The organism is Nocardia ninae NBRC 108245 (genome assembly GCF_007990755.1).
GTDB classification, from domain to species: Bacteria; Actinomycetota; Actinomycetes; order Mycobacteriales; family Mycobacteriaceae; genus Nocardia; species Nocardia ninae.
In genome coordinates this window covers 73887-94101 of record NZ_BJXA01000013.1, presented here as the reverse complement: position 1 = coordinate 94101, position 20215 = coordinate 73887, and the positions used below count along the sequence as shown (strand labels likewise).

15 protein-coding genes are annotated in these 20215 nt (G+C 68.2%); 9 read left to right on the top strand and 6 right to left on the bottom strand.

Annotated features, from left to right (window positions below; genetic code table 11):
* Window positions 1-262: 262 nt before the first annotated feature.
* Complete coding sequence (locus NN4_RS12635) at window positions 263-1264, top strand: poly(ethylene terephthalate) hydrolase family protein (protein ID WP_147130110.1); 1002 nt, start codon at window positions 263-265, stop codon at window positions 1262-1264.
* A gap of 9 nt (window positions 1265-1273) precedes the next feature.
* Here the strand turns inward: NN4_RS12635 and NN4_RS12630 are convergent, their stop codons facing one another.
* The 3 genes from NN4_RS12630 to NN4_RS12620 form a co-directional block, all read right to left on the bottom strand.
* A complete protein-coding gene (locus tag NN4_RS12630; protein WP_147130109.1) occupies window positions 1274-1927 on the bottom strand; it encodes a maleylpyruvate isomerase N-terminal domain-containing protein in 654 nt (217 codons plus the stop codon).
* A 22-nt stretch (window positions 1928-1949) separates the two neighbouring features.
* On the bottom strand, window positions 1950-3617 hold the full coding sequence (locus NN4_RS12625; RefSeq protein ID WP_147130108.1) for a bifunctional 3'-5' exonuclease/DNA polymerase: 1668 nt from the start codon (window positions 3615-3617) through the stop codon (window positions 1950-1952).
* A 71-nt stretch (window positions 3618-3688) separates the two neighbouring features.
* On the bottom strand, window positions 3689-4267 hold the full coding sequence (locus NN4_RS12620) for a TetR/AcrR family transcriptional regulator (RefSeq protein ID WP_147130107.1): 579 nt from the start codon (window positions 4265-4267) through the stop codon (window positions 3689-3691).
* 44 nt (window positions 4268-4311) lie between these two features.
* Between NN4_RS12620 and NN4_RS12615 the strand changes: the two genes are divergently transcribed.
* From NN4_RS12615 to NN4_RS12600, 4 genes are all read left to right on the top strand, one after another.
* Window positions 4312-5163: a phytanoyl-CoA dioxygenase family protein gene (locus NN4_RS12615; protein WP_147130106.1), complete on the top strand. Its 852-nt coding sequence runs from the start codon at window positions 4312-4314 to the stop codon at window positions 5161-5163.
* A gap of 39 nt (window positions 5164-5202) precedes the next feature.
* Window positions 5203-8049: an ATP-binding protein gene (locus tag NN4_RS12610; protein ID WP_147130105.1), complete on the top strand. Its 2847-nt coding sequence runs from the start codon at window positions 5203-5205 to the stop codon at window positions 8047-8049.
* A 112-nt stretch (window positions 8050-8161) separates the two neighbouring features.
* Window positions 8162-8557 carry a nuclear transport factor 2 family protein gene (locus NN4_RS12605; RefSeq protein ID WP_147130104.1) on the top strand — a complete coding sequence of 132 codons (396 nt, stop codon included), beginning with the start codon at window positions 8162-8164 and terminating at the stop codon, window positions 8555-8557.
* Complete coding sequence (locus tag NN4_RS12600; protein WP_147130103.1) at window positions 8554-9000, top strand: SRPBCC family protein; 447 nt, start codon at window positions 8554-8556, stop codon at window positions 8998-9000. The genes NN4_RS12605 and NN4_RS12600 overlap by 4 nt, the downstream gene beginning before the upstream one ends.
* Window positions 9001-9130: 130 nt before the next feature.
* Here the strand turns inward: NN4_RS12600 and hrpB are convergent, their stop codons facing one another.
* A complete protein-coding gene (gene hrpB, locus NN4_RS12595) occupies window positions 9131-11572 on the bottom strand; it encodes an ATP-dependent helicase HrpB (protein WP_186818380.1) in 2442 nt (813 codons plus the stop codon).
* A 174-nt stretch (window positions 11573-11746) separates the two neighbouring features.
* Here hrpB and NN4_RS12590 point away from each other — a divergent pair, with 174 nt between their 5' ends.
* The 4 genes from NN4_RS12590 to NN4_RS12575 are packed head-to-tail and all read left to right on the top strand — an operon-like array spanning window position 11747 to window position 16983.
* Entirely contained in the window at window positions 11747-14515 is a 2769-nt protein-coding gene (locus NN4_RS12590; RefSeq protein WP_147130102.1) for an outer membrane protein assembly factor BamB family protein, read from the top strand.
* A gap of 50 nt (window positions 14516-14565) precedes the next feature.
* Window positions 14566-15411 (top strand): alpha/beta hydrolase, encoded by an 846-nt coding sequence (locus NN4_RS12585; RefSeq protein ID WP_246180836.1) that lies wholly within the window; start codon window positions 14566-14568, stop codon window positions 15409-15411.
* A gap of 30 nt (window positions 15412-15441) precedes the next feature.
* Window positions 15442-16215: a MerR family transcriptional regulator gene (locus NN4_RS12580; RefSeq protein ID WP_147130100.1), complete on the top strand. Its 774-nt coding sequence runs from the start codon at window positions 15442-15444 to the stop codon at window positions 16213-16215.
* 24 nt (window positions 16216-16239) lie between these two features.
* A complete protein-coding gene (locus NN4_RS12575) occupies window positions 16240-16983 on the top strand; it encodes a PAS and ANTAR domain-containing protein (RefSeq protein WP_371865648.1) in 744 nt (247 codons plus the stop codon).
* A gap of 3 nt (window positions 16984-16986) precedes the next feature.
* Here the strand turns inward: NN4_RS12575 and NN4_RS12570 are convergent, their stop codons facing one another.
* Together NN4_RS12570 and NN4_RS12565 are read right to left on the bottom strand one after the other, a co-directional pair.
* Entirely contained in the window at window positions 16987-17916 is a 930-nt protein-coding gene (locus NN4_RS12570; RefSeq protein ID WP_147130098.1) for a bile acid:sodium symporter family protein, read from the bottom strand.
* Between the two features lie 163 nt (window positions 17917-18079).
* Window positions 18080-20104 (bottom strand): LuxR family transcriptional regulator, encoded by a 2025-nt coding sequence (locus NN4_RS12565; protein ID WP_147130097.1) that lies wholly within the window; start codon window positions 20102-20104, stop codon window positions 18080-18082.
* Window positions 20105-20215 lie beyond the last annotated feature (111 nt).

Here is a 20215-nt window from a genome sequence, read left to right as displayed (position 1 = left end):
TTCTCGTTCCGGCGTACGCGTCGCACCGATTCCGGATTTCCGCAGGTCCTGGCATTGGCCGCCCATTGTGCGGCAGTTCGCACGCTTGCCACAAGCGATATATGCCGGCGGGTCTCACCGGCCGCGAACTCGAGTTCTTGCCGCATTCACCGATTCGATGTGCTCAAGAAACTGGACGGTTGGCCTAGTTCGGTTCACTGCTCGCTTGATCGACCGTCAGCCGTCAGGGCCAGCCCACTGTGCGGCCTACGAAGGGTGGCGTATGTCTCGGTTCGCAATTCGGCGCGGTGTCGCCGCGCTCTTCTCGGCAGCGGCGTTACTCGCCGGGGTGCCGTTCGATGCGTCCGCTGAGGCCTTCGATCCCGGCGCCGTCCCGCTGAGCCGATACGCGCCCGCCGGTGCGCACGAGGCGGTGAGCACCGCGGCCGTGTATCCGTGCCAAGCCCTGTACGCCGCATACAACGCCGTCGGCCATGCGCTCGGCAACCATTCGGACATGACCTGCACGCGCGAATTCCCCGGCGGCCTGGACTCGCCGGTCGGCGTGGACTTCTACTACCCGAAGGACATCGCCACGATGACCCGGGTGCCGACGGTGGTCTGGATTCCCGGATTCACTTCCGAGCCAGGCAATTACGATGCCAGCGCTCGACTCTGGGCGAGCAACGGTTTCGTCGTCGCGATGCCGCACGACCTGATCAACTCGCTGGACGAACTGCCCCTGGCCGCCGCCGCGACCCTGTCGGCAGCCAACCGCGATCCGCGAAACGTGTTGTACGGCAAGCTCGATCTCGGCCGCACCGTGATCGGCGGCCACTCCGGTGGCGGTGGCGCCGCGATCAACGGCGCGGGCATTCCACCGAACATCTACCAGCTGATCGATCCGGACTTCCGGATCATCGGCGCGGTGCCCACCGAGCCGGGACCGGTCGCGGCGTCGTTCCTCGTCAAAGTCCCGACGCTGTACCTCACCGGCTCGGCGGATTTCGTTGTCCCGCACTTCCTCCCGCGCCTGGTCGAGTACGAGCTCGAGTTCGACGCCCCCGCGATCCTGGTGTGCCTCAAAGGTGTCACCCACTGGACACCGTTCGACGATGCGGCACACAACCCGACGGCGAGCATCACGCTGGCGTGGCTGCGCTACCTGGTCGACGGCGACAAGACCGCGGCGAGCTACTTCACCGGTCCCGGTTGGAAGCTCCGCGCCGACCCGGCGGTCGACTACGCGCTCCGCAATGCGCGCGCCGACCACCTTCCTTCCTGAGAAGCCGGATCAGCCAAGGGCGAGTGGGAGTTTCGCGGCCAGTGCACCGAGGTCGGCTCGCTCGGCGTCGGTCGGGGTCCGGCGTCCGGTGCCGATCAGCAAAGCATCCTTGTCGGACAATGACGCGGGAAACGGTGTGCCGGCGATCTTTTCGAGCATTTCGCGGGCGCGCGCCAGGCTTTCGGTGGGTGGTTCGGCGGCGTCGGGGAGATGCGCGATCAGGTCGAGGTGATGCAGGGTCCACTCCATGACGTACGCGCCGAGGTAGTCGCCCACGGTGATCACCTGGTCCTGGGTGCTCACCCGGACGGTGCGATCGGCGAGTTCGGCGGCGCGGCCTGCGGCGGCGCCGACATCGTCCAGGTGGAACTTCAGCAGGTTCGGGTCCTCGTATGCGGCGGCCAGCCGGACGATCAGCGCGTCGAGCGGGTCGTCACCGGTGGGTGGTTCGACGACCTGCCAATACGTCACCGCGTCCCTGGTCGGCTCGGCCGTCGTGGGCGTCACCAGGGTGATCAAGACGTCTTGCGCGTCGATGATCAAGTGGCACACCAGGTCTCGCACCAGCCAACCGGTACAGCCGGACGGTCGCTCGAAGTCCTGATCCGAGAGTTCGGCGACGGTCTTGCGCAACGCCGCCCAAGAAAGTGCGAAGAGTTCCACGGTGGCCAAGTTAGCAACATCGTCACTTGGCGTCCCAGTAGCACTCCACCACCGCCGTCGTGAACGGGAACCGCACCGGCGTCGGCCCGAAGACGATCCGGCCCGCGTTCTCCGCCGCGGTGGTGATCGCCGCGGCGACCGTCGCGGCCTCCTCCGTCGGGCAATGCACGATGACCTCGTCGTGCTGGAAGAAGACCAGTTCGGCGCGCAGCCCGGCCTGGGTCATCGCCTGCCGCAAGCCCGCCAGCACCAGCAGTGCCCAGTCGGCGGCGCTGCCCTGCACTACGAAATTGCGGGTGAAGCGGCCACGGGCACGCGCCGCGGAGGTGCTGCCGTAGCCCCGGACTTCCTCCTGCGGTAGGTCCGATTGGTCGGCGGCGGACACCGGCGGGCAGGTGCGGCCCAGCCACGTGCGCACCAGCCGCCCCTCCTCACCGGCCCGCGCCGCCTCGTCGACATAGGCCACCGCCGCCGGATAGCGCCGCCGGAGTTCGGCCATGTGGGTGAGCGCGTCACCGGAGGTCTGGCCGTAAATGGCGCCCAGCAGAGCGATTTTGGCGAGGGCACGGTCGCCGCCGAAGGCCCGGGCCGCCAGGTCGGCGTAAAGGTCTTCGCCGCGACCGGCGACCTCCATCAGTCCCGGGTCGCGGGAGATCGCGGCGAGGACGCGCGGCTCCATCTGGTCGGCATCGGCGACCACCAGCGTCCAGCCGGGGTCCGCGCGGATCGCCTGCCGGATCACCTTCGGGATCTGTAGCGCGCCACCACCATTGGTGGTCCAGCGGCCGGAAACCGTGCCACCGGGCTGGTATTCGGGGCGGAAGCGGCCGTCGTGCACCCACTGCTCGAGCCAGGACCAGCCGTTGGCGGTGTGCAGCCGATAGAGCGATTTGTAGGCCAGCAGCGGCGCCACCGCAGGGTGATCGATCTGCTGGAGCTCCCATTTTCGGGTGGAGGACAAGAAGATTCCGGCGCGGGCGAAAGCTTTGATGATGTCGTTGGGCAGATCCGGCCGCACCCGCACGCCCGTTCCGAAGGCCCGCGACACCTCGTCGGCCAACTCCGCCATCCGGCGCGGTTCCAACCCGCCGGGAAAGCGCTCACCCAGCAGCTTGTCCAGCAATTCGCGGTGCACGTCGGCGCGCCACGGGATCCCGGCTCGCGACATCTCCGCGGCCACCAGCATGCCCGCCGACTCGGCGGCGACGAGCAACCGCATCCGCTCCGGATGTTCGGTCTTCGCCGTCCGTGCGAGCTGCCCCTGATACACCTCGAGCAGCGCCGTGAACTCGTCCGTGCCCGGCGGCAGCGGTACCGGACCCGACTCGAACAGCGACGGCTGAGTCTCGGCTGCCCGCGCAGGCGCGTCCGCCGGAACCGGCAGCCGGTGCAGTCGCGCCCAAGCGGCCGCGAGCGACCGCGCCTGACCCGACTGCCCCTCCTCATGCCCGATCAGCAGCGCCTCCGCAGCCTGCACGTCATAGCACCGCTCCACCCGCACCCCGGCCGCCAGCAACGACCGATAGATCTCCGCCGTCGACCGCCACACCCACCGCTCGACCTCCGGCCGCGCCCGCACCGCCTCCACAAACGACGGCTCACACACCACCGGCCCCGCAGGCCGCCCCTCCTGATCGAGCGGACACAGCCGAGCGCCCCCGTCACCCGTCTCCGCCACCGCCCATCGCACGTCCAGAGTCTCGCACCGAGGTCCGACACGAATCCCGAGGGCGCCCTGAGCCGCGTGTCCGCTCCTGTTACTCAGACGATTCCGAGGGCCGCGGCGGTCAGACGCCAGAGTCGTTCGGTGGTCTGATCAACGTCGGAGGGTGGCGTCGTGCGGAGTTGCTGGGCGATCCCGTGGCGAAGTCCGCCGATGACGAAGGCGCCCGCGCTGTCGGCGTCCAGGTCGGCGGGCAGTTGTCCGCGAGCTTGGCCGCTGCGGATGTTGTCGGCCGCGTTATCGCTCATGCGCTGGATGTACACCGATTCGAGTTCGGTGAGCTGTGGGTCCAGGGCGGTGCGATCGAGCAGGACCGGAGCCAGCGGGTCGGCGAAGTGGTAGGCGACGAAGCGGTACGTACGGGTGCGTTCGCGGGTGGCCCAGTCGGCCTCGGCGGGCAGTTGGGCGTCGGCGATGGCGTGACCGAGTCCCTCGTAGAACGCATCGTAAATCGCCGCCAGCAGACCACTTTTGGAGCCGAAGTGGTGGTAGAGCGCGCCGGTGCTCAATCCGGCCCGGCGGGTGAGCGCGCTGAGTTCCAGCACACCGTTGCCGCAGACCAGTTCGTCGCGGGCGGCGTCGAGTAATTGTTGACGTCCGATCGGTGCGCGTGCCACAGTCGAATCATAACCGAACTCAGTTATGTTTCCGAGGAGCCGCTATGAACAGCGAAGTGTCGTCGTTGGCAGACCTGGGCGGCGATTTGGCGGGAACATATCGCCGGACCGCGAGCAGCGGCGAACACATCGACGCGGCGGTCGTCGCGGCGGATCTGGCCGCGGTCGAGCGCGACGGCTACGTGATTCTGCCCGATCTGCTCACCCAGCCCGAGCTCGACGAAATCCGGGAAGCGGTAGCGCCGCTGCTGGATCGGCGCGGCCGGAACCGATTCGAGGGACCGACCACCCAGCGGGTGTACAGCGTGTTGAACAAGACCCGCACCTGCGATCGGATCGCGGACCATCCCCGAATCCTGGCGTTGCTCGATCGGCTGCTGCTGCCGAACTACCTGTTGTCGATGCTGCAGGTGATCAACATCCTCCCCGGCGAGCAGGCGCAGATGCTGCACACCGACGACGGCTTCTACCCGCTGCCCCGCCCGCGCGCCGCCCTGGGCGCGGCGACGATCTGGGCGATCGACAATTTCACCACCGATAACGGTGCCACCGACATCATCGCGGGCAGCCACCGCTGGGGCCACCGCATGCCCGAGGAGTCGGAGCGCGAACCCGTGGTGATGCAGGCCGGCTCGTGCGTATTCTTCCTCGGCACCCTGTGGCACGGCGGCGGCGCCAACCGCACACAGCAGCCACGCTTGGCGGTCACCGCCCAATACTGCGAACCGTGGTTACGCCCCCAAGAGGCCTTCACGCTGTCGATCACCCGCGACACCGTGCGCGCCGTGTCGGAAGACATTCGCCGCATGCTCGGCTACAGCATCCATCCACCATTCATCGGCCAAGTCGACGGCATGCACCCCAAACGCCTCCTGGAATCCGATGGCGGACTCTGAGAAAGCCCGTGCCTGAGCCTCGCCGGTTACGCTCGGGACGTGCTGTTTGTCCGGGTGCTCGGCCCGCTGGTGGTCGAGGTGGACGGCCGCGTCGTCGACCTGGGTGGCCGAGTGCCGCGGCGGTTCCTCGCGGCGCTCGCTACGACGGTGGGGCGTCCCGTCCCCGATGCGGCACTGGCCGAGCTGGTGTGGGCGGCCGATCAGCCGCAGCAGGCCGTCGCGACGATGCGAGTGATCGCGTCGCGGCTGCGGACGGCCATCGGCGCTGATGCACGGGAGTGCCTGCGGCGCAGCGAGTTCGGCTATCAGCTGGCGGTGCCGCCGGAATGGACCGACAGCCATCTATTCGCGGATCTGGTCGCGCAGGGGGTAGCGCTGCGCACCGCGGCGGAGGCCGAGCCCGCGGCGCGCTGCTTCGATGCGGCGCTGGCGCTGTGGCGGGGCCTGCCGTGGCTCGAATTGGATGAAGCCCCAATGCTTTCGGCCGAGCGAGCACGGTTGATCGAACTGCGCGATGTCGCGGTCGAAGAGCTGCAAGCGGCGCGACTGGCCGGCGGGCACACCGCCGCGGCGGTGGCCGATCTCATCGAGGCGGTCACCGCGACACCGTTTCGGGAACGGCGTTGGGAATTGCTCGCGTTGGGTCTGTACCGCAGCGGTCGGCAGGCCCAGGCGCTGGCCGAGCTCCGCCGGGTCCGAGAGCTGCTGGTCGACGAGCTCGGCGTCGAACCCGGCCCGGCCTTGCGCAAGCTGGAGCAGCGCATGCTCGATCACGACCCACAGCTCTTGCTGGTCGAATCGCCTGCGCCACCGCCTGTTCCGGCAGGTGCCGCGGTCTCGCCGGAGCGGCAGGTCATCCCGCGTCCGCTGTCCTCGTTCGTCGGGCGCCGCGCGGAGTTGGCACAGATCGGCGCACTGGTGTCGATGGGACGGCTGGTCAGCCTGGTCGGATCGGCGGGGATCGGCAAGACCCGGTTGGCCGTCGAATACTGTGCCGCCGTCGAGAACGCGCCCGACCGGTGGCTGGTGCGGTTGAGCGATGTGCACGATCCGGACGGTGTCGTTGTCGCGGTCGCCACCGCGCTCGGTCTGGTCCATGTCACCGGAGACCCGGCCACGCTGGTACGGCGCGCGCTGACCTTGCGACCGGGACTGCTGGTGCTCGACAACTGCGAACACCTGATCGGCCCCGTCGCGGAACTGACCATCATGTTGCTGGACAGCTGTCCGGAACTGCGCGTCCTGGCGACCAGCAGACAACCTCTGGGCATCGACGGCGAACAGGTGCTGGTGCTCGAGCCGTTGCCGGTCCAAGCGGCGGACGGGACAGACGGTGCCGCGGTCCGGTTGTTGCTCGATCGGGTGCGCGCCGCACGGCCGGGATGGCAACCCGACGACTCGGATCTGACGGCCGCGCGGGAGATCTGCACAACGGTCGACGGGTTGCCGCTGGCGATCGAACTCGCGGCCGCCCGGGAACGGACGTTGGGGCTGCGCGGGATCGCCGCACACATCCACGACCGGATGGATGTGCTCGGGCCGACCCCGCGCGGGTCGCTGTCGCGCCATGCCAGCCTGCAGGCTGCGATCGGCTGGAGCGTCGAGCATCTCGCCGAGACCGATCGGTCGATGTTGTTGCGGCTGTGGCCGTTCGAGGGCGGCTTCACCTGGCAGGCCGCCGAAGCCGTCCGCCCCGTCGACCCCGATACCGGCGTGCTCGCCACGCTGGCGGCACTGCTCGACCGCTCGGTCATCACCGCCGATATCGGCCCTGACGGGCCGCGCTACCGACTGCTGGAAACCATGCGCCGGTACTGCCGGGTCACCGATCCCGACTCGAAGGCAACGCGGGCCGCACACGCGAACTGGGTGCGTGGATTCGTGGCCGAGCAGTCCGCCTTGCTGACCGGACACGACGCGGGCACGGCCTACCGTGCTCTCGCCGCCGAGTTGCCCAATATCAAGTCCGCGCTCGAGCACGACCTCGAGCATTGCCCGGTGGCGGCGCTGCGGTCGGCGGCGGCACTGCACTTCGCGTGGAGCAGCCTCGGAGTGCTGGTAGAGGGACGGAATTTCATCCTGACGTCACTCGCCGCGGCCGGGGACGCCGCAGGCATGGATCGGGTGCGTGGGCTGCTCGCACTGTCCATCGTGTCCTTTCACGCGGGCGATCCCCGCGAAGCGCTTGCTCGGGCCGACGCCGCTCTCGATCTGCTCGGCAATGCCGATGCCGAGCGGGAGCTGTGGTTACACGGGTTGATGTATCGGGCTATCGCGGTGAGTGCGCTCGGTGATGCTGCGGCGACACGGGTGGCGGCCGATCGGCTCGTCACCGAAGTCGATCGGCTGCCGACACCGGACTGGATTCGCGGCTGCGCTCAGTTCGGTCAGGGCATCGCACTGTTGTTGGCGGGCAATCGCATCGAGGCTCTCGACTACTTGCGCGCTGCTCGACAACTCAGTGCGCAATGCGGTCACCTGTGGTGTCAAGGCATGGCCGACGTCGCGCTGGCGTGGTCGATCCTGACGTCGGTGGACGACACGGTCGCGGCGCGTGAGGCCGTCGCCGCCATCGATCGAGCGCTGACTGTCTTTGCCGCACAGTCGAATATCGCCGACGCGCTGGGTGCCGTGCATGCCGGGGCCTACGCGCTGCTGGTGTTGGCGTCGCCTCAGGCGGCGGTACAGCTCCGCGCGGCCGCCCTCCATCACTCCGCACGGGTCGGCGCGGATCCGCGCCGCTATCTGCACTTCGCTCATCCCGATCTCATCGACCGGATGGAACGGTCCTTGAACGAGGAGCAACGCCGTGTCGCCGAAGAATCGGGCAGGCGGATGACCTGGGCGCAGATGGTGTCCGTCGTGCGAGCCGCTGACGCGCGCTGACCACAGGTTGCTCGGGGTTCTTGTAGCGGGATTGAAACGGCCGGGCGCGACAGTGGATTCGAGCGGTCACCCACTGTGCCGCTCGAGCCGACGCGACCAAGGAACCTCAACCATGCCGCATTCCAGCCTCGACCTCATCGCGCAGGTGTATCGAGCCTTCGACACCCGCGACTTCGGCGTGATCCCGCGCTTGTTCGCCCCTGATATCGGAATCACCCAGGCGGATGAACTGCCATGGGGCGGCCATCATCACGGATATTCCGGTGCGGTGCGGTTCTTCACCACCCTGCTCGCGCATATCGACAGCACGGTGATTTCCGAGCAGCTGTTCGCCGCGGGTGACGACGTGGTGCAGGTCGGGCGCACCACCGGGATGACCATTCCGGATGGCGTCACGTTCGACCTGCCGGAGGTCCATGTCTGGCATGTGCGCGACGGCCTGATCGCCGGTTACGACGCCTACATCGACACCCCCGCCATGCTAACGGCGCTGGGGGTGCGGCGATGAGAACCTTCGATCTGAGCGCCGAGATGGTGATCGACCGGCCGGCCTCGACCGTCTGGGCATTGCTCGCCGACTACGCCAATGACAGCGCTTGGCGCACCGGAGTTGTCGCGATGACGGCGGAACCGCCGGGCATCGCCACGCCCGGTACGCGAACCGACGAGGAACTCCGCCTCGCCGGCCGAACCTGGCACAACGGTGGGGAGGTCGTCACCGTGGATCCCGGCGTTCGGATGACTTGGCGCACCACTTCCGGTGCTGACGCCGAAGGCGCACGCATGGTGCGTCCGTTGACACCTGACCGCTGCCTTGCCCGTCTCGAACTGCGCGTCACGCCGCACGGCCTGCAGCGTGCGTTCGGGCCACTGCTCGCATATATGTTGCGGCGCAACCTTGCTCACGATCTGGCGACGCTGCGCGGTCTGGCCGAGTCGACTGGCGGATAAGCGAACTCTGTCGGCACACTACTGCGCTGCGGCGAGACTCAGTGGTGCCCGGAGTCCGAAGGATTCGACCGCGGGAGCAACTTCGAGGGCGGCCCGCATCGCCATCACAGAGCTCGCTCGCGGCAAGTGCTCAACTCCGGGGTCGGCCGGTTGCGTTGCGGGCGGTGCCGCGGTGGGCGGGGACGGTGGTGGGGTCTTCGGGCCAGGCGTGTTTGGGGTAGCGGCCGCGGAGGTCGGCGCGGACCTGCGGCCAGCCGGTGTGCCAGAACGAGGCCAGGTCGGCGGTGACCGCGACCGGGCGTTGGGCGGGTGAGAGCAGGTGCAGCACGATCGGGACGCGGCCGTCGGCCAGGCGGGGTGCTTCGGTCCAGCCGAAGACTTCCTGCACCTTGACCGCGAGGACCGGCGGGTCGGTGGAGTAGTCGAGGCGCGGGCGGCTGCCGGAGGGGACGGCGAGGCGTTCGGGTGCCAGTTCGTCCATGCGGGTGGCGTCCGGCCAGGGTAGTAGGCGGCGCAGGGCTTGTCCGGCGTCGATGCGTGCGAGGTCGGCGCGGCTGCGGGCGGTGGCGAGTTCGGGGCCGAGCCAGGTGTCGGCGGCGGCGAGCAGCGATTCGTCGTCGACCGCGGGCCACGGGATACCGAGGGTGCGGTGCAGGAATTCGAGGCGCTGTCGTAAGGCGATGGCTTCGGCATCCCAGCGCAGCAGGCCCAGACCCGTCGAGTTCAGTCCGCGATGCACCGCAGCGCTGAGCAATTGGCGATCGGGATTATGGATTCGCTTCTCCGACAACACGATCGAGCCGAGGCCTTCGATTCGCCGGGCGACCACCTCGCCGTCGATCCAATCGACCTCCTCGGCGGTGGTCAGCAGGTTCGACGCGGCACGGCGGGCCAGTTGTTCGTCGGCGACGGCGGCCGACCGGATCCAGCCGTCGGAACGACCCGGATCGCGCGTGGCGACACCGACCGCCAGCCACTCCGCATCACCCAATCCCGAACTGGGCGGCAGCGTCACCGCGGTCCCGCCGACCATGAGATAGCTCGACGATCCCGCACCGCGGCGGCGCGCCAGTCGCTCCGGATGAGCCAGTGCGACAACGAAAGCCGGGTCATCAGCGCCGTCCGACGGGTCGACCAAGCGGGCCAGCCGCTCGACCTCACGCCGCCAGCGCGCCGGACGTTCGCGGCGCAGCACACGCAGACCGGCTGCCAAATCGACTCCGGAGATGAGCGTGTCGTCGTCGAGTACGGTGACCACTTCCGCGGCCGCCTGTGCACCCACCACGGGCGCTCCGTCGAGCAGCGCCCGCGCCAATCGAGGATGCAACCCGATCCGGGCGATGCGCCGCCCACGGTCGGTCACCGCGCCGTCGTCGTCCACGGCTCCCAACGCGCGCAACACCTCTCGGCCTGCGGCCAAACCGCCGGGTGGCGGGGCATCCCACCAGGCGAGGCCCTGTCCGTCGGCCGTGCCCCAGCACGCCAGCTCCAATGCCAGTCGCGTCAGATCCGCCGTCCGAATCTCCGGCTCGGGATAGGCGGGCAGCGTGCTGTGCTCGTGTTCCGGCCAGCATCGCCAGACCTGTCCCGGCGCCTCGCGCCCGGCCCGACCGGCCCGCTGCTCGGCCACCGCCGCCGAAACCCGCACTGTCGCAAGACCGGACAGTCCACGTCCCCGATCGATTCGCGGCACCCGCGCCAGTCCCGAATCCACCACCGCGCGCACACCGGGGACCGTCAAACTGGACTCCGCTACCGCCGTGGACAGCACCACGCGCCGCCGCGCCCCGGACCGCAACGCCGTGTCCTGTCCGGCTGCGGACAGCCTGCCGTGCAACGGAACCACGTCCACCCCGTCCACGTCGCCGAGAAGTGCTGTCGTCCGGCGGATTTCGGCGGCGCCGGGCAGGAAGACGAGCACGTCACCCGCGGTAGCGGTGAGGGCCGCCCTGGTGGCGCGAGCGACCTGCGCTTCCACCCGTTCCCGGGGCAGCGGCGGAACATACGTCAGGTCGACCGGATAGGCCCGGCCCTGAACCTGCAGCACCGGCGCTCCGCCCAGCAGCACCGAAAGACGTTCCGCCGCAACGGTCGCCGAGGTCGCCAGCACCCGCAGATCCGGGCGCAACCCGGCCCGCGCGTCGAGCAGCAACGCCAGCAGTAGATCCGCGTCGAGATGCCGCTCATGACACTCGTCGAGGACAACCACATCCACGCCCGCCAACTCGGGATCGCCCTGCAGCCGTCGCACCAGCAATCCCGACGTGACGACCTCGATCCGAGTCTGTTTCCCTACTCGCCGATCCCCGCGGACCGAGTAACCGACGGTCTCGCCGACCGACTCCCCCAGTAGCGCGGCCATCCGTCCGGCCGCAGCCCGAGCCGCCAACCGCCTGGGCTCCGCCACCAGCACCCGCCCGGTGGTCCCCGCCGCCAACGCCAACGGCACCAAGGTCGTTTTCCCGGTCCCCGGCGGCGCGACCAGCACCGCCGTCTCGCGCTCGGCCAACGTCGCGACGATGCGGTCGAGCGCGCCGCGGACCGGCAGATCGGGAAGTTCAGGCAGTTTCATTACCGAACAGTCTGCCTCGCGCGTCCCTGGCGGCAGTTCGCCACCTACAGCGCGAAGGGAACATCGGCGGTACAGCGGGCGAACTGTAGCGGGAGACGGCCGCACTGCGGTCACCGGTCCCCTAGCGTTATTTCCGTGCGGAAATGCCTGCTATGTCTGTTCATCATCCTCACAATGATCACCGCGACGGGACCGGCAGACGGGGCGGCGGACGCCTCGACCGAGGCGCGCGGCACGGTCTTCGACGATCGAAACGGCAACGGCGTCCGCGACAGCGGGGAGCAGGGATTGCCGGACGTGTCGGTCACCGACGGCTCGGTCTGGGCGAAGACCGGCAAGGACGGCGACTACCGGCTGCGCATAGATCCGAAGCGCCGGGAAACCGATCTGGTCCAGGTCGTCTCACCGGATGGGTACACCCCGGCGCTGCGGGAAGATTCGGTCCCCCGCTACTTCCGCGCGCTCGACGAGGGCACACCCCGGCAAGACGGCATCGACTTCGCCTTGGTTCCCGACAAGCACGCGGCCGATCCACGCGAGACGTGGATGATGTTGTCCGACAGCGAAACCGACAATCGCAGCGACGCCTCCGCCGCTGCCACGCGGGCCCAATGGACCGGGCAGGTCGAGGCGATGGCACGCAACCGGGAGGCCACCGTCGCCATCGCGACCGGCGACATCACCGTCACCGACTACACCGCGCCCGAACGCCGCCAGGGCAGCTACGACATCCTGCGCAGCGGACTGACCAAGGGACGCTTCGGCCGCCCGTTCTATCCGGTGATGGGCAACCACGACGCGGGCGGCACCGGAACCGCGACCGGGTACGCCGCGAGCATGGAGGTCTACCGGCGGAACATGGGGCCGGAGTGGTACAGCTTCGACCGCAACGGCCGTCATATCGTGGTGTTGGAGAACAACTACGACACGTCCGGTCTGGCTCCCCAACTTCGCTGGCTGCGTGAGGATTTGCGACGCCATGCCGTCGGCAAACAGGTGTTCGTCTTCGCACACCGGTCGCTGTTCACCAAATACGGTGCGGGAGAGGCGATCCAGCCGACGATGGACGAGCTCGCCCGCTACGACGTCCGGATGTTCGCGGCAGGTCACAACCAGCAGAGCGAGTTTCGTCGCGGCGCCTTTGCCCGGTCGGTGGAGGTGAACAACATGGGAGCCACCTACGGCATCGACGGTGCGCGGCCCGGTTATCAGCTGTTGGACTTCGCGGGTATCACCGACGATCGCGCGACGCCGCCGAACGAGGACGTCGGCTATGTCTCCGGCACGCACCGGCAGTTCTTCGTGCACAACCGGACGGCGCTGGTGAGTCCCGCACCCGACAGCGTGCATCGCGGTGGTGCGCCGGTCCCGGTGGACCTCCATATCGAGGATGCCGGACGGACTCCGGCGAACGCGCAGGTCCTGGTGCGCAACGACCGCGGCGGCGAGGTGTGGCGGGCGGATCTGCGGTTCGGCGCGAGCACTGCGCGTCCCGGCACAGTGAATTGCTACACCCCGCCCGGTGGGCAGGCCGAGCCGTGCCCGCCCGTGCGCGCCAATTGGACTGCGGCACATGGCGGCATCCCGGATCTGCGGCCCGGGAAGTACCGCATCGAGGTGACCTCTGTCGATACCGCGGGTCGGTCATGGCCTGTCATGCAAGGAGCTTTCGGCGTTACGGACCAGGCGGCACCGGCTTCCGGAGCGGAATGGCCCCGCCAAGGAGGTGCCGAATCAGGCGGATCCGCAGCGGCCGCCGACCCGGGTGCCGTGCTGGACCAGCGGTGGTCGGCCGATACCGGCGAGCACTTCCACCTCAACGGGGCCGCCGTGGCCGGTGACACCGTGATCGCCACGTCCCAGGCCTTCGCCTCCCCGTATCACCAGGTGCTGGCCTACCACCGCGATACCGGTCGCGAACTGTGGCGGACCTATCTGGACGGCGATGCGGAGTCCTTCCCGACCGTGCAGGGTGGTCGCGTGTACCTCACCACCGGTGTCGGCCGGGTGTACGCGCTGGACGTGAAAACCGGTGCCGTGGTGTGGCAGACCATCGATGACGAGCACCGAGTCGGACAGACCGTGCGCCGTTACGGTCGGGCCGGTGGTCCGGTGAGTGTCTTCGAGCTGCCCGAGCGTCGTGCGGTCGCGGTTTATCAGCAGTACGACCAAATTGTCTGCCGGGACGCAACTTCCGGAGAGCGGCTCCGCGGTGGGTTCACCGCACCGGCAGGGTGGGGCGAGTTCCACAGCACCGCGGTGCGCGGCACAGACGCGAAAGTGGCCTACCTCCACTCGGGCTCCAGCCAAACCCTCATCGCCATGGACCTGACCACCTGCACCCGGCGCTACTCCGTCGACACGGCGGGCGGACTGTTCAGCCACTCCTCCCCCGCGCTCACCGACGATGATCGTCAGCTGATCTCCATGACGGCCGGTGGTCTGACCGGTCATGACCCGCGCGACGGACGTGCGCTCTGGCATGCCGAAATCCCCGGCAGCGCTTGCGAACCCGGGCCGCCGCCCGTGACAGCCCCCGCCACTCGCGGGCAGCTGGTCTACGTCGCATCGATCGATGGCAAGGTCCGCGCATTCGATACGCAGGCACCTGATCCGGCCGAGCCCGTGTGGGAGACCGGAGTCGGCTACCTACCGGGCACCGGTCCGCTCGACGACCCCGCGCGCGTAGCCGCAGGCTGCACCGCCGCACCGAATGCCCCCGCCATGCACGTATCGACCACCGAAACCGTTGTCTACGCGGGAACTTGGGACGGACGTCTGGTCGTGCTCGACCGTCGCACCGGAAAGCTGTTGAACCAGTATGACTTCGGCGGTGCGGTCACCTCTGCCATGTCGGTCACGGGCGATTGGTTGTTCGCCCTGACCACCGACGGCGTCCTGCACGCACTGGCCCGCCGACCTGCTCGAGGTTCCGGTACCTGAGCCGACTCAGCTTGACCTTGACCCAGGGTCAACCGTTCAGCATGGTCGGTATGACTACGAAAACCGAACAATTCACCGTCCGCCACGACGGTGTCACTATTCCGGTGACTCGGGGCGGCGAAGGTCGGCCGCTGGTGCTGTGCCCTGGTCTCACTTCGACACAGGCCGAACTGCACGAACTGGTCGAGCTATTGCGCCGCGCCTTCGAGGTGTTCACCTTCGACCTACGCGGCCACGGCTATTCCTCGCCCGCGGACCAGTACGCCTTCGACGCGTTCCTCGGCGACTTCGGGGCCGTGATGGCAGCGGTGGGACGCCTGGGCCTGCCCACCGCCCCCTTGCTCGCGGGCCACTCGTACGGCGCGGACCTCATCCTGCACTACGCCTCCGAATATCCCGACACCGTCAGCGGGCTCATCCTCATCGACGGAGCGAATCCGCTGCCCGCACCGTTCATCACCCAGGCCGACCTGCCGGAATTCCGCGCACTGTGGGAATACGTGGTGACTCAGCAGGAGACCATCAAGGGAACCCCGAGTCAGGTGTTGCTCAACGCCCAGCAAATACTCGACCTGAATCTCGAACTGGATGTGATCCGATCCGGAATCGACCTCGAGATCGATGTGGTCGGGGCTGGAATCTTGAACCTTTACCGCAAGATCGACTGTCCGATCCACCTGATCATGGCGACCGCGATGGCCGGCGACAGCGGCGAAGGGCGTGCACCGCGGCACAATCGGCTCTGGCGGGCGGGTATGGAGCGACTCGTCCGCGAGCGGCCGGATATCACCACCTCCTTGCTCGATGCCACGCACGGACTGGTCGTCACGCACGCTCCCGACATCGCACGCATCATCCGGAGTGCACACACTGCGGCCGAACAAGCGACTTCGTGAACCGATTCGCCGTTCAGGGAGACTGGTTCGATGCTCACCATCGGCAAGCTCGCGTCCTACGCCGGCGTAACGGTGCGCGCGGTCCGGCACTACCACGCCAAGGGACTACTGCCGGAACCGGCACGAGACCACTCCGGCTATCGCAGCTACGACGCCGCTGCCGTAGTCGAACTGATCAAAATCCGAACCCTCGCCGAGGCCGGCGTCCCCCTGGCGCGCGTCCGAGAACTGCTCCAGGCCGACGAACAAGAATTCGCCGCAGCAGTAGTGGACATCGATAAACGCCTACAGGCGGAAATCGAGCTGCGCCAACAACACCGAGACCGCATCGCCCGCCTCACCGCCGGAGAAAGTCTGGCTCTCCCCCCGGAGGTAGTCGACTTTCTCGATCACCTCCGGGCACTCGGCGTCGACGAACGCATAATCCAAGTCGAACGAGACGGCTGGATCCCCCTATCCGCCCACTCCCCCGACCGAATCCCAGAGTTGATGGCCCGCAAGCAATCCCAGCTCGCCGATTCCCCACTGATCGACTTCTACCTAACCCTCAGCCAAGCCCTCGACCAAACCGACAACGACCTGATCCTCATCGCCCTGGTCGACAAGATATCCACCTACCTCACCCGACTAGCCGACAACCACGGCGACGAATACGTCGGCGGCAACATCGACCCCGCCCTGGCCACCCTCCTGGACACCCTCGCCCGCGACACCGCCCCATCCATCCACCGCCTGATCGAGCTACTGCGCGAGCGCGGTTGGACGGGCTGGACGAAGCTCGAACGGGTCGACCCGCCGCGATAACGCAACACACCATCGGCTTTGTTGGTGACCTTGGACCCTCGCGGCAGGGGGTGGTTCGCTTCGATAGTTGGCGTTGTGACGGAGTTCGGGCAGGGCGGTCGGGGGTGTGCGGATGCGCTCGGGCAGGTTGCCGGTCGGCCACAAAGTGTTGGCAGCTTTCGCTTTTGGTTCGCGGATCAGCGGTGGGAGTGGTCGGACGAAGTGGCGGTGATGCATGGGTATGCGCCGGGGGCAGTGGTGTTGACGAGCGAGTTGGTGCTCTCGCACGAGCATCCGGAGGATCGGGCGCAGGTGGCGGCCACGTTGGCCGAGGCGATCGGTACCGGCCAGCCGTTCTGTAGCAAGCACCGGATCATCGACACCGCGGGCGAGGTGCACTCGGTGATCGTGGTCGGTGACCGGTTGCTCGACGAGGACGGCGCGGTCGTCGGCACCACGGGGTATTACGTCGATGTGAGCGACTCCGTCGAACAGGGGCGGCGGGAATTCGCCGAGGAACTGCTGCCCGACCTCATCAAGGCCCGCGAGGTGATCGAACAAGCCAAGGGCGCACTGATGCTCGTATACGGCATCAACGCCGAACAGGCCTTCCGCGTCCTGCAATGGCGATCCCAGGAAACCAACACCAAGCTGCGCCGGCTGGCCGAGCTGCTCGTCACCGCAATCACTCAGATGGGCGGCGGCCCACTACCGCAACGCACCACCTTCGACCGCCTGCTATTGACGGTGCACGCACAGGCGCAGGAAACGACCACCCACCATCGCTGACGATCAGCGCGCGGAAGAATCCCCGAGCGCCGCATCGGAATCACCCACTGCTGGGCTGGATTCGGCTGGGGTTTCGGGTGACCGGCGCCGGGTGACGAGCCAACCGAAAGCCGTCGCGATCGGGAAGATCGCGACACCGTAAACGGCTGCGGGGATCGCCATTTCGATACTGCCGAGCACGCTGACGGCGATGGTGATGGCGATGACACCGTTGTGGATGCCGACCTCCATCGAGCTCGAGATCGCCTGGCGGCCTTGCACGCCGAGGAGTCGGGGGACGGTGTAGCCCACGCTCAGATTGATGAAGCAGAACAGGATCATGGGGACCCCGACGGCTTGCACGTAGGGGACGATGTCGGCGCGCTGGTCGACGATGGTCGCCAGGATGACGAGGGTCAGGGTGAGCGCGGAACCTATGCGCACCGGCCGATCCATCCGGTGGGCGAAGTCGGGCGACAACCTGCGCACCAGCATGCCGAGCACGACCGGGATCAGCACGATCGAGAAGACCTGGACGACCTTGCCGAACTGCAAACCGACGGAGCCCGACTCGCCGGGGTCGAAGTGATCGATGGCGAAGTTGGTGACCAGCGGGACGGTGACCACCGCGATGATCGAATTAACTGCCGTGAGAGACACATTGAGCGCGACGTCACCGTGGAACAGGTGACTGAACAGGTTCGCCGCGGTGCCACCCGGCGACGCCGCGAGCAGCATCACGCCGACCGCGAGCAGTGGCGCCAGATCGAACAGTTTGACCAGACCGAACGCGGCGATCGGTAACACCAGCAGCTGGCACACCAGCGCGATGGCGGCGGCTTTGGGGCTCTTCGCGATTCGGGTGAAGTCCTCGACGGTGAGCGAAAGCCCGAGCCCGAACATGATGATTATCAAAACCACCGGCAAGCCCACGGAGATGAGTGCAGAGTCCATGGTGTCCTCACCATTCGATCGAATCCGCCGACAGAACCGATCGCTGTCACCGGCCTGCCTCGGCGCGTGCGCACGAGGGCGAGGCGACTCACATCGAGCTACGCACCGAGACAATTACCGAAACTGCCAGAAGTGCGCGAGGGACGCAAGATCAGCGGCGCACCTATCGGGTGACGGCGACGGACGAGCCGGTCGTCGGTCGCCGTACCGCGCCGAGGACGAAGGCCAGTTCGGTGCGGCGGGCGACGTCCAGTTTGCGGTAGACGCGGGTGAGGTGTTGTTCGACGGTGCTGGTGGTGATGTCGAGGGCGGCGGCGATGTCGCGGTTGCGTTTACCGTGCGCGGCGAGTTCGGCGACGCGGCGTTCGGCGGGGCTGAGGGCGTCGAGACCGTGGGCGTGCGTGCGTAATCGGGCGATGGGCGCGGTGCGCGGCGGACGGTCGCCGCGCAGGTCGCGCAGCAGCGGGTCGGCACCGCAGGAGTCGGCGAGCCGGGTGGCCTCGCGGATCAGTGTGCGGGACTTGTCGTGGTCGCCGACGGCGCGGTGCGCGGCGCCGAGTTCGCCTAGGACCGTGGCCAATTCGAGGTCGCAGCCGCCGGAGCGGGCGATCGCCGCGGCGTCTCGGAGCAGGCGGACCCGCTGGTAGCGGTCGGCGGCCACGGCGAGCAGGCGCAGCGATACCCCGCCGGTGCGGTGCTGGCTCGCGGCGCCGAGCAGGTCGAGATGGCGGTTCGCGACGGCGCGGGCGTGCCGGTGTTCGCCGAGCGCGAGGTGCGCGGCGGCGATGTCGTTGCGCCACGGCACCAGCCAGGGATAGTCCATCTGCCAGCGTCGCATCAGGTGACCGCAGCGGCGGAAGGTGCGCAGCGCCTCGTCGGCGCAGCCGACGGCAAGCTGGTGATGGCCCTGGGCATGCAGATAGAGCAGGCCGAACCGGGACTCGAACAGCGCGCGGGGCACCGGTCTGCGCAGTTGCGCCTCGGCGTCGGCGTGCCTGCCCGCCAGGGTGTGCGCGCGAATGAGCGCCGCGATCGGGATGCCGATCCAGACCCCGAGGTGTTCGGCGGGGACCACGTTCAGCGCGAGCATGGCGTCATCGGTCGCGGCCCGCGCATTCCCTTTGCGCAGCATCGTTTCCGCGCGCAGCCCGGCGAAGATCGACTGCCAGGTCGGTGCCCGCCGCGCCTCGGCTTCGGCCAGCAGCGAGTCGCACCAGGCGGCAGCCGTGTCCAACCGGTCGGTGTAGATCAAGCAATGCACCGCTGCCGCAAGGGTTTCCACGGTGCTCGCGGCGAGCCGATGACAGGTGAGCAAACGCTGGGCGAGGGTTACGGTTGCCTCCGGCGGACACCCGTCGAACAGGCCGTTCAGCAGCTGCGCGCCGAGTAGATGCGGTGACGGTCGCGCCGCGACCGCCGGACGTCGCCGGGCCTGGGCCGCGAGCAACCGCTGATGCCGTTGCGCGTGCGGCGGATGCGAGGACCGCAGCCAGGCGCACAGGAAGTCGATCTTCGGTGCCGCCTCGTCGAGCCTGCTGCAATCCAGTTGTCCGAGCGCCTGGTCGGCGTACTGCGTCTGCCCGTGCCAGAGCAGGAACATGGCGGCGGCGGGCAGACCCGCCATCGGCACCCGGCCCGCACGGATGGCCGCGCGCACCCTGGTGTAGTTCCGCGTCCGATTCGACGGGCTGAGCCGCCACTCGGCGCGCACCAGCCGGATCGCGATCGTGGCGCGCTCGGCCGCGTCCCGAGTCACCCGGTAGGCCAACTCCAGTCGCTGCACGGCACGGTCGATCTGGTCGTTCGCCAACGCCTCCGCCGCGGCGATGAGCAGCACCCCCGCCGCCCACGGATGCCCGGTGGCGCCGGCGGCAACCAGGTGATCGGCCACTACCGCCGCTGGAAACCCTTTGTCATGCAACAGCTTCGCAGCACGACGATGCAGTTCCCGGCGCACCTCCGCCGGGGTGTCGCGCAGAATACGGTCACCGATGTCGAGATCGAACAACGCCCGCCCGGACGAGCCGACGGCAAGCCGGCGGACGGCTGTGCGCACCGCCGCCTCGTCGGCGGCGAGCAGTTCGGCGACCAAGCCGACCGTGCTAGCGCTGCCCAGCACGGCCATGGCCCGACCGACCTCGGATCTGTGTAGTAACGACCACTTTTCGCGCTCGATCTGCCCGTGCATACCCGAGTCCCCTTCGTCGATGAGGCGTGCCCGACTGGGGAAGGCACCATCGAAGAGACAACTCGGGTGCGCTGAAGACGCGGCATCGTCGCAGCGGGGGCATACCTGGAC

What these genes read in the sequence shown, in the direction of transcription:
- NN4_RS12635 (WP_147130110.1), top strand. Translation starts at nt 263, where the DNA reads ATGTCTCGGTTCGCAATTCGGCGCGGTGTCGCCGCGCTCTTCTCGGCA.
- NN4_RS12615 (WP_147130106.1), top strand. Translation starts at nt 4,312, where the DNA reads ATGAACAGCGAAGTGTCGTCGTTGGCAGACCTGGGCGGCGATTTGGCG.
- NN4_RS12605 (WP_147130104.1), top strand. Translation starts at nt 8,162, where the DNA reads ATGCCGCATTCCAGCCTCGACCTCATCGCGCAGGTGTATCGAGCCTTC.
- NN4_RS12600 (WP_147130103.1), top strand. Translation starts at nt 8,554, where the DNA reads ATGAGAACCTTCGATCTGAGCGCCGAGATGGTGATCGACCGGCCGGCC.
- hrpB (WP_186818380.1), bottom strand. Translation starts at nt 11,572, where the DNA reads ATGAAACTGCCTGAACTTCCCGATCTGCCGGTCCGCGGCGCGCTCGAC.
- NN4_RS12590 (WP_147130102.1), top strand. Translation starts at nt 11,747, where the DNA reads ATGATCACCGCGACGGGACCGGCAGACGGGGCGGCGGACGCCTCGACC.
- NN4_RS12585 (WP_246180836.1), top strand. Translation starts at nt 14,566, where the DNA reads ATGACTACGAAAACCGAACAATTCACCGTCCGCCACGACGGTGTCACT.
- NN4_RS12580 (WP_147130100.1), top strand. Translation starts at nt 15,442, where the DNA reads ATGCTCACCATCGGCAAGCTCGCGTCCTACGCCGGCGTAACGGTGCGC.
- NN4_RS12570 (WP_147130098.1), bottom strand. Translation starts at nt 17,916, where the DNA reads ATGGACTCTGCACTCATCTCCGTGGGCTTGCCGGTGGTTTTGATAATC.
- NN4_RS12565 (WP_147130097.1), bottom strand. Translation starts at nt 20,104, where the DNA reads ATGCACGGGCAGATCGAGCGCGAAAAGTGGTCGTTACTACACAGATCC.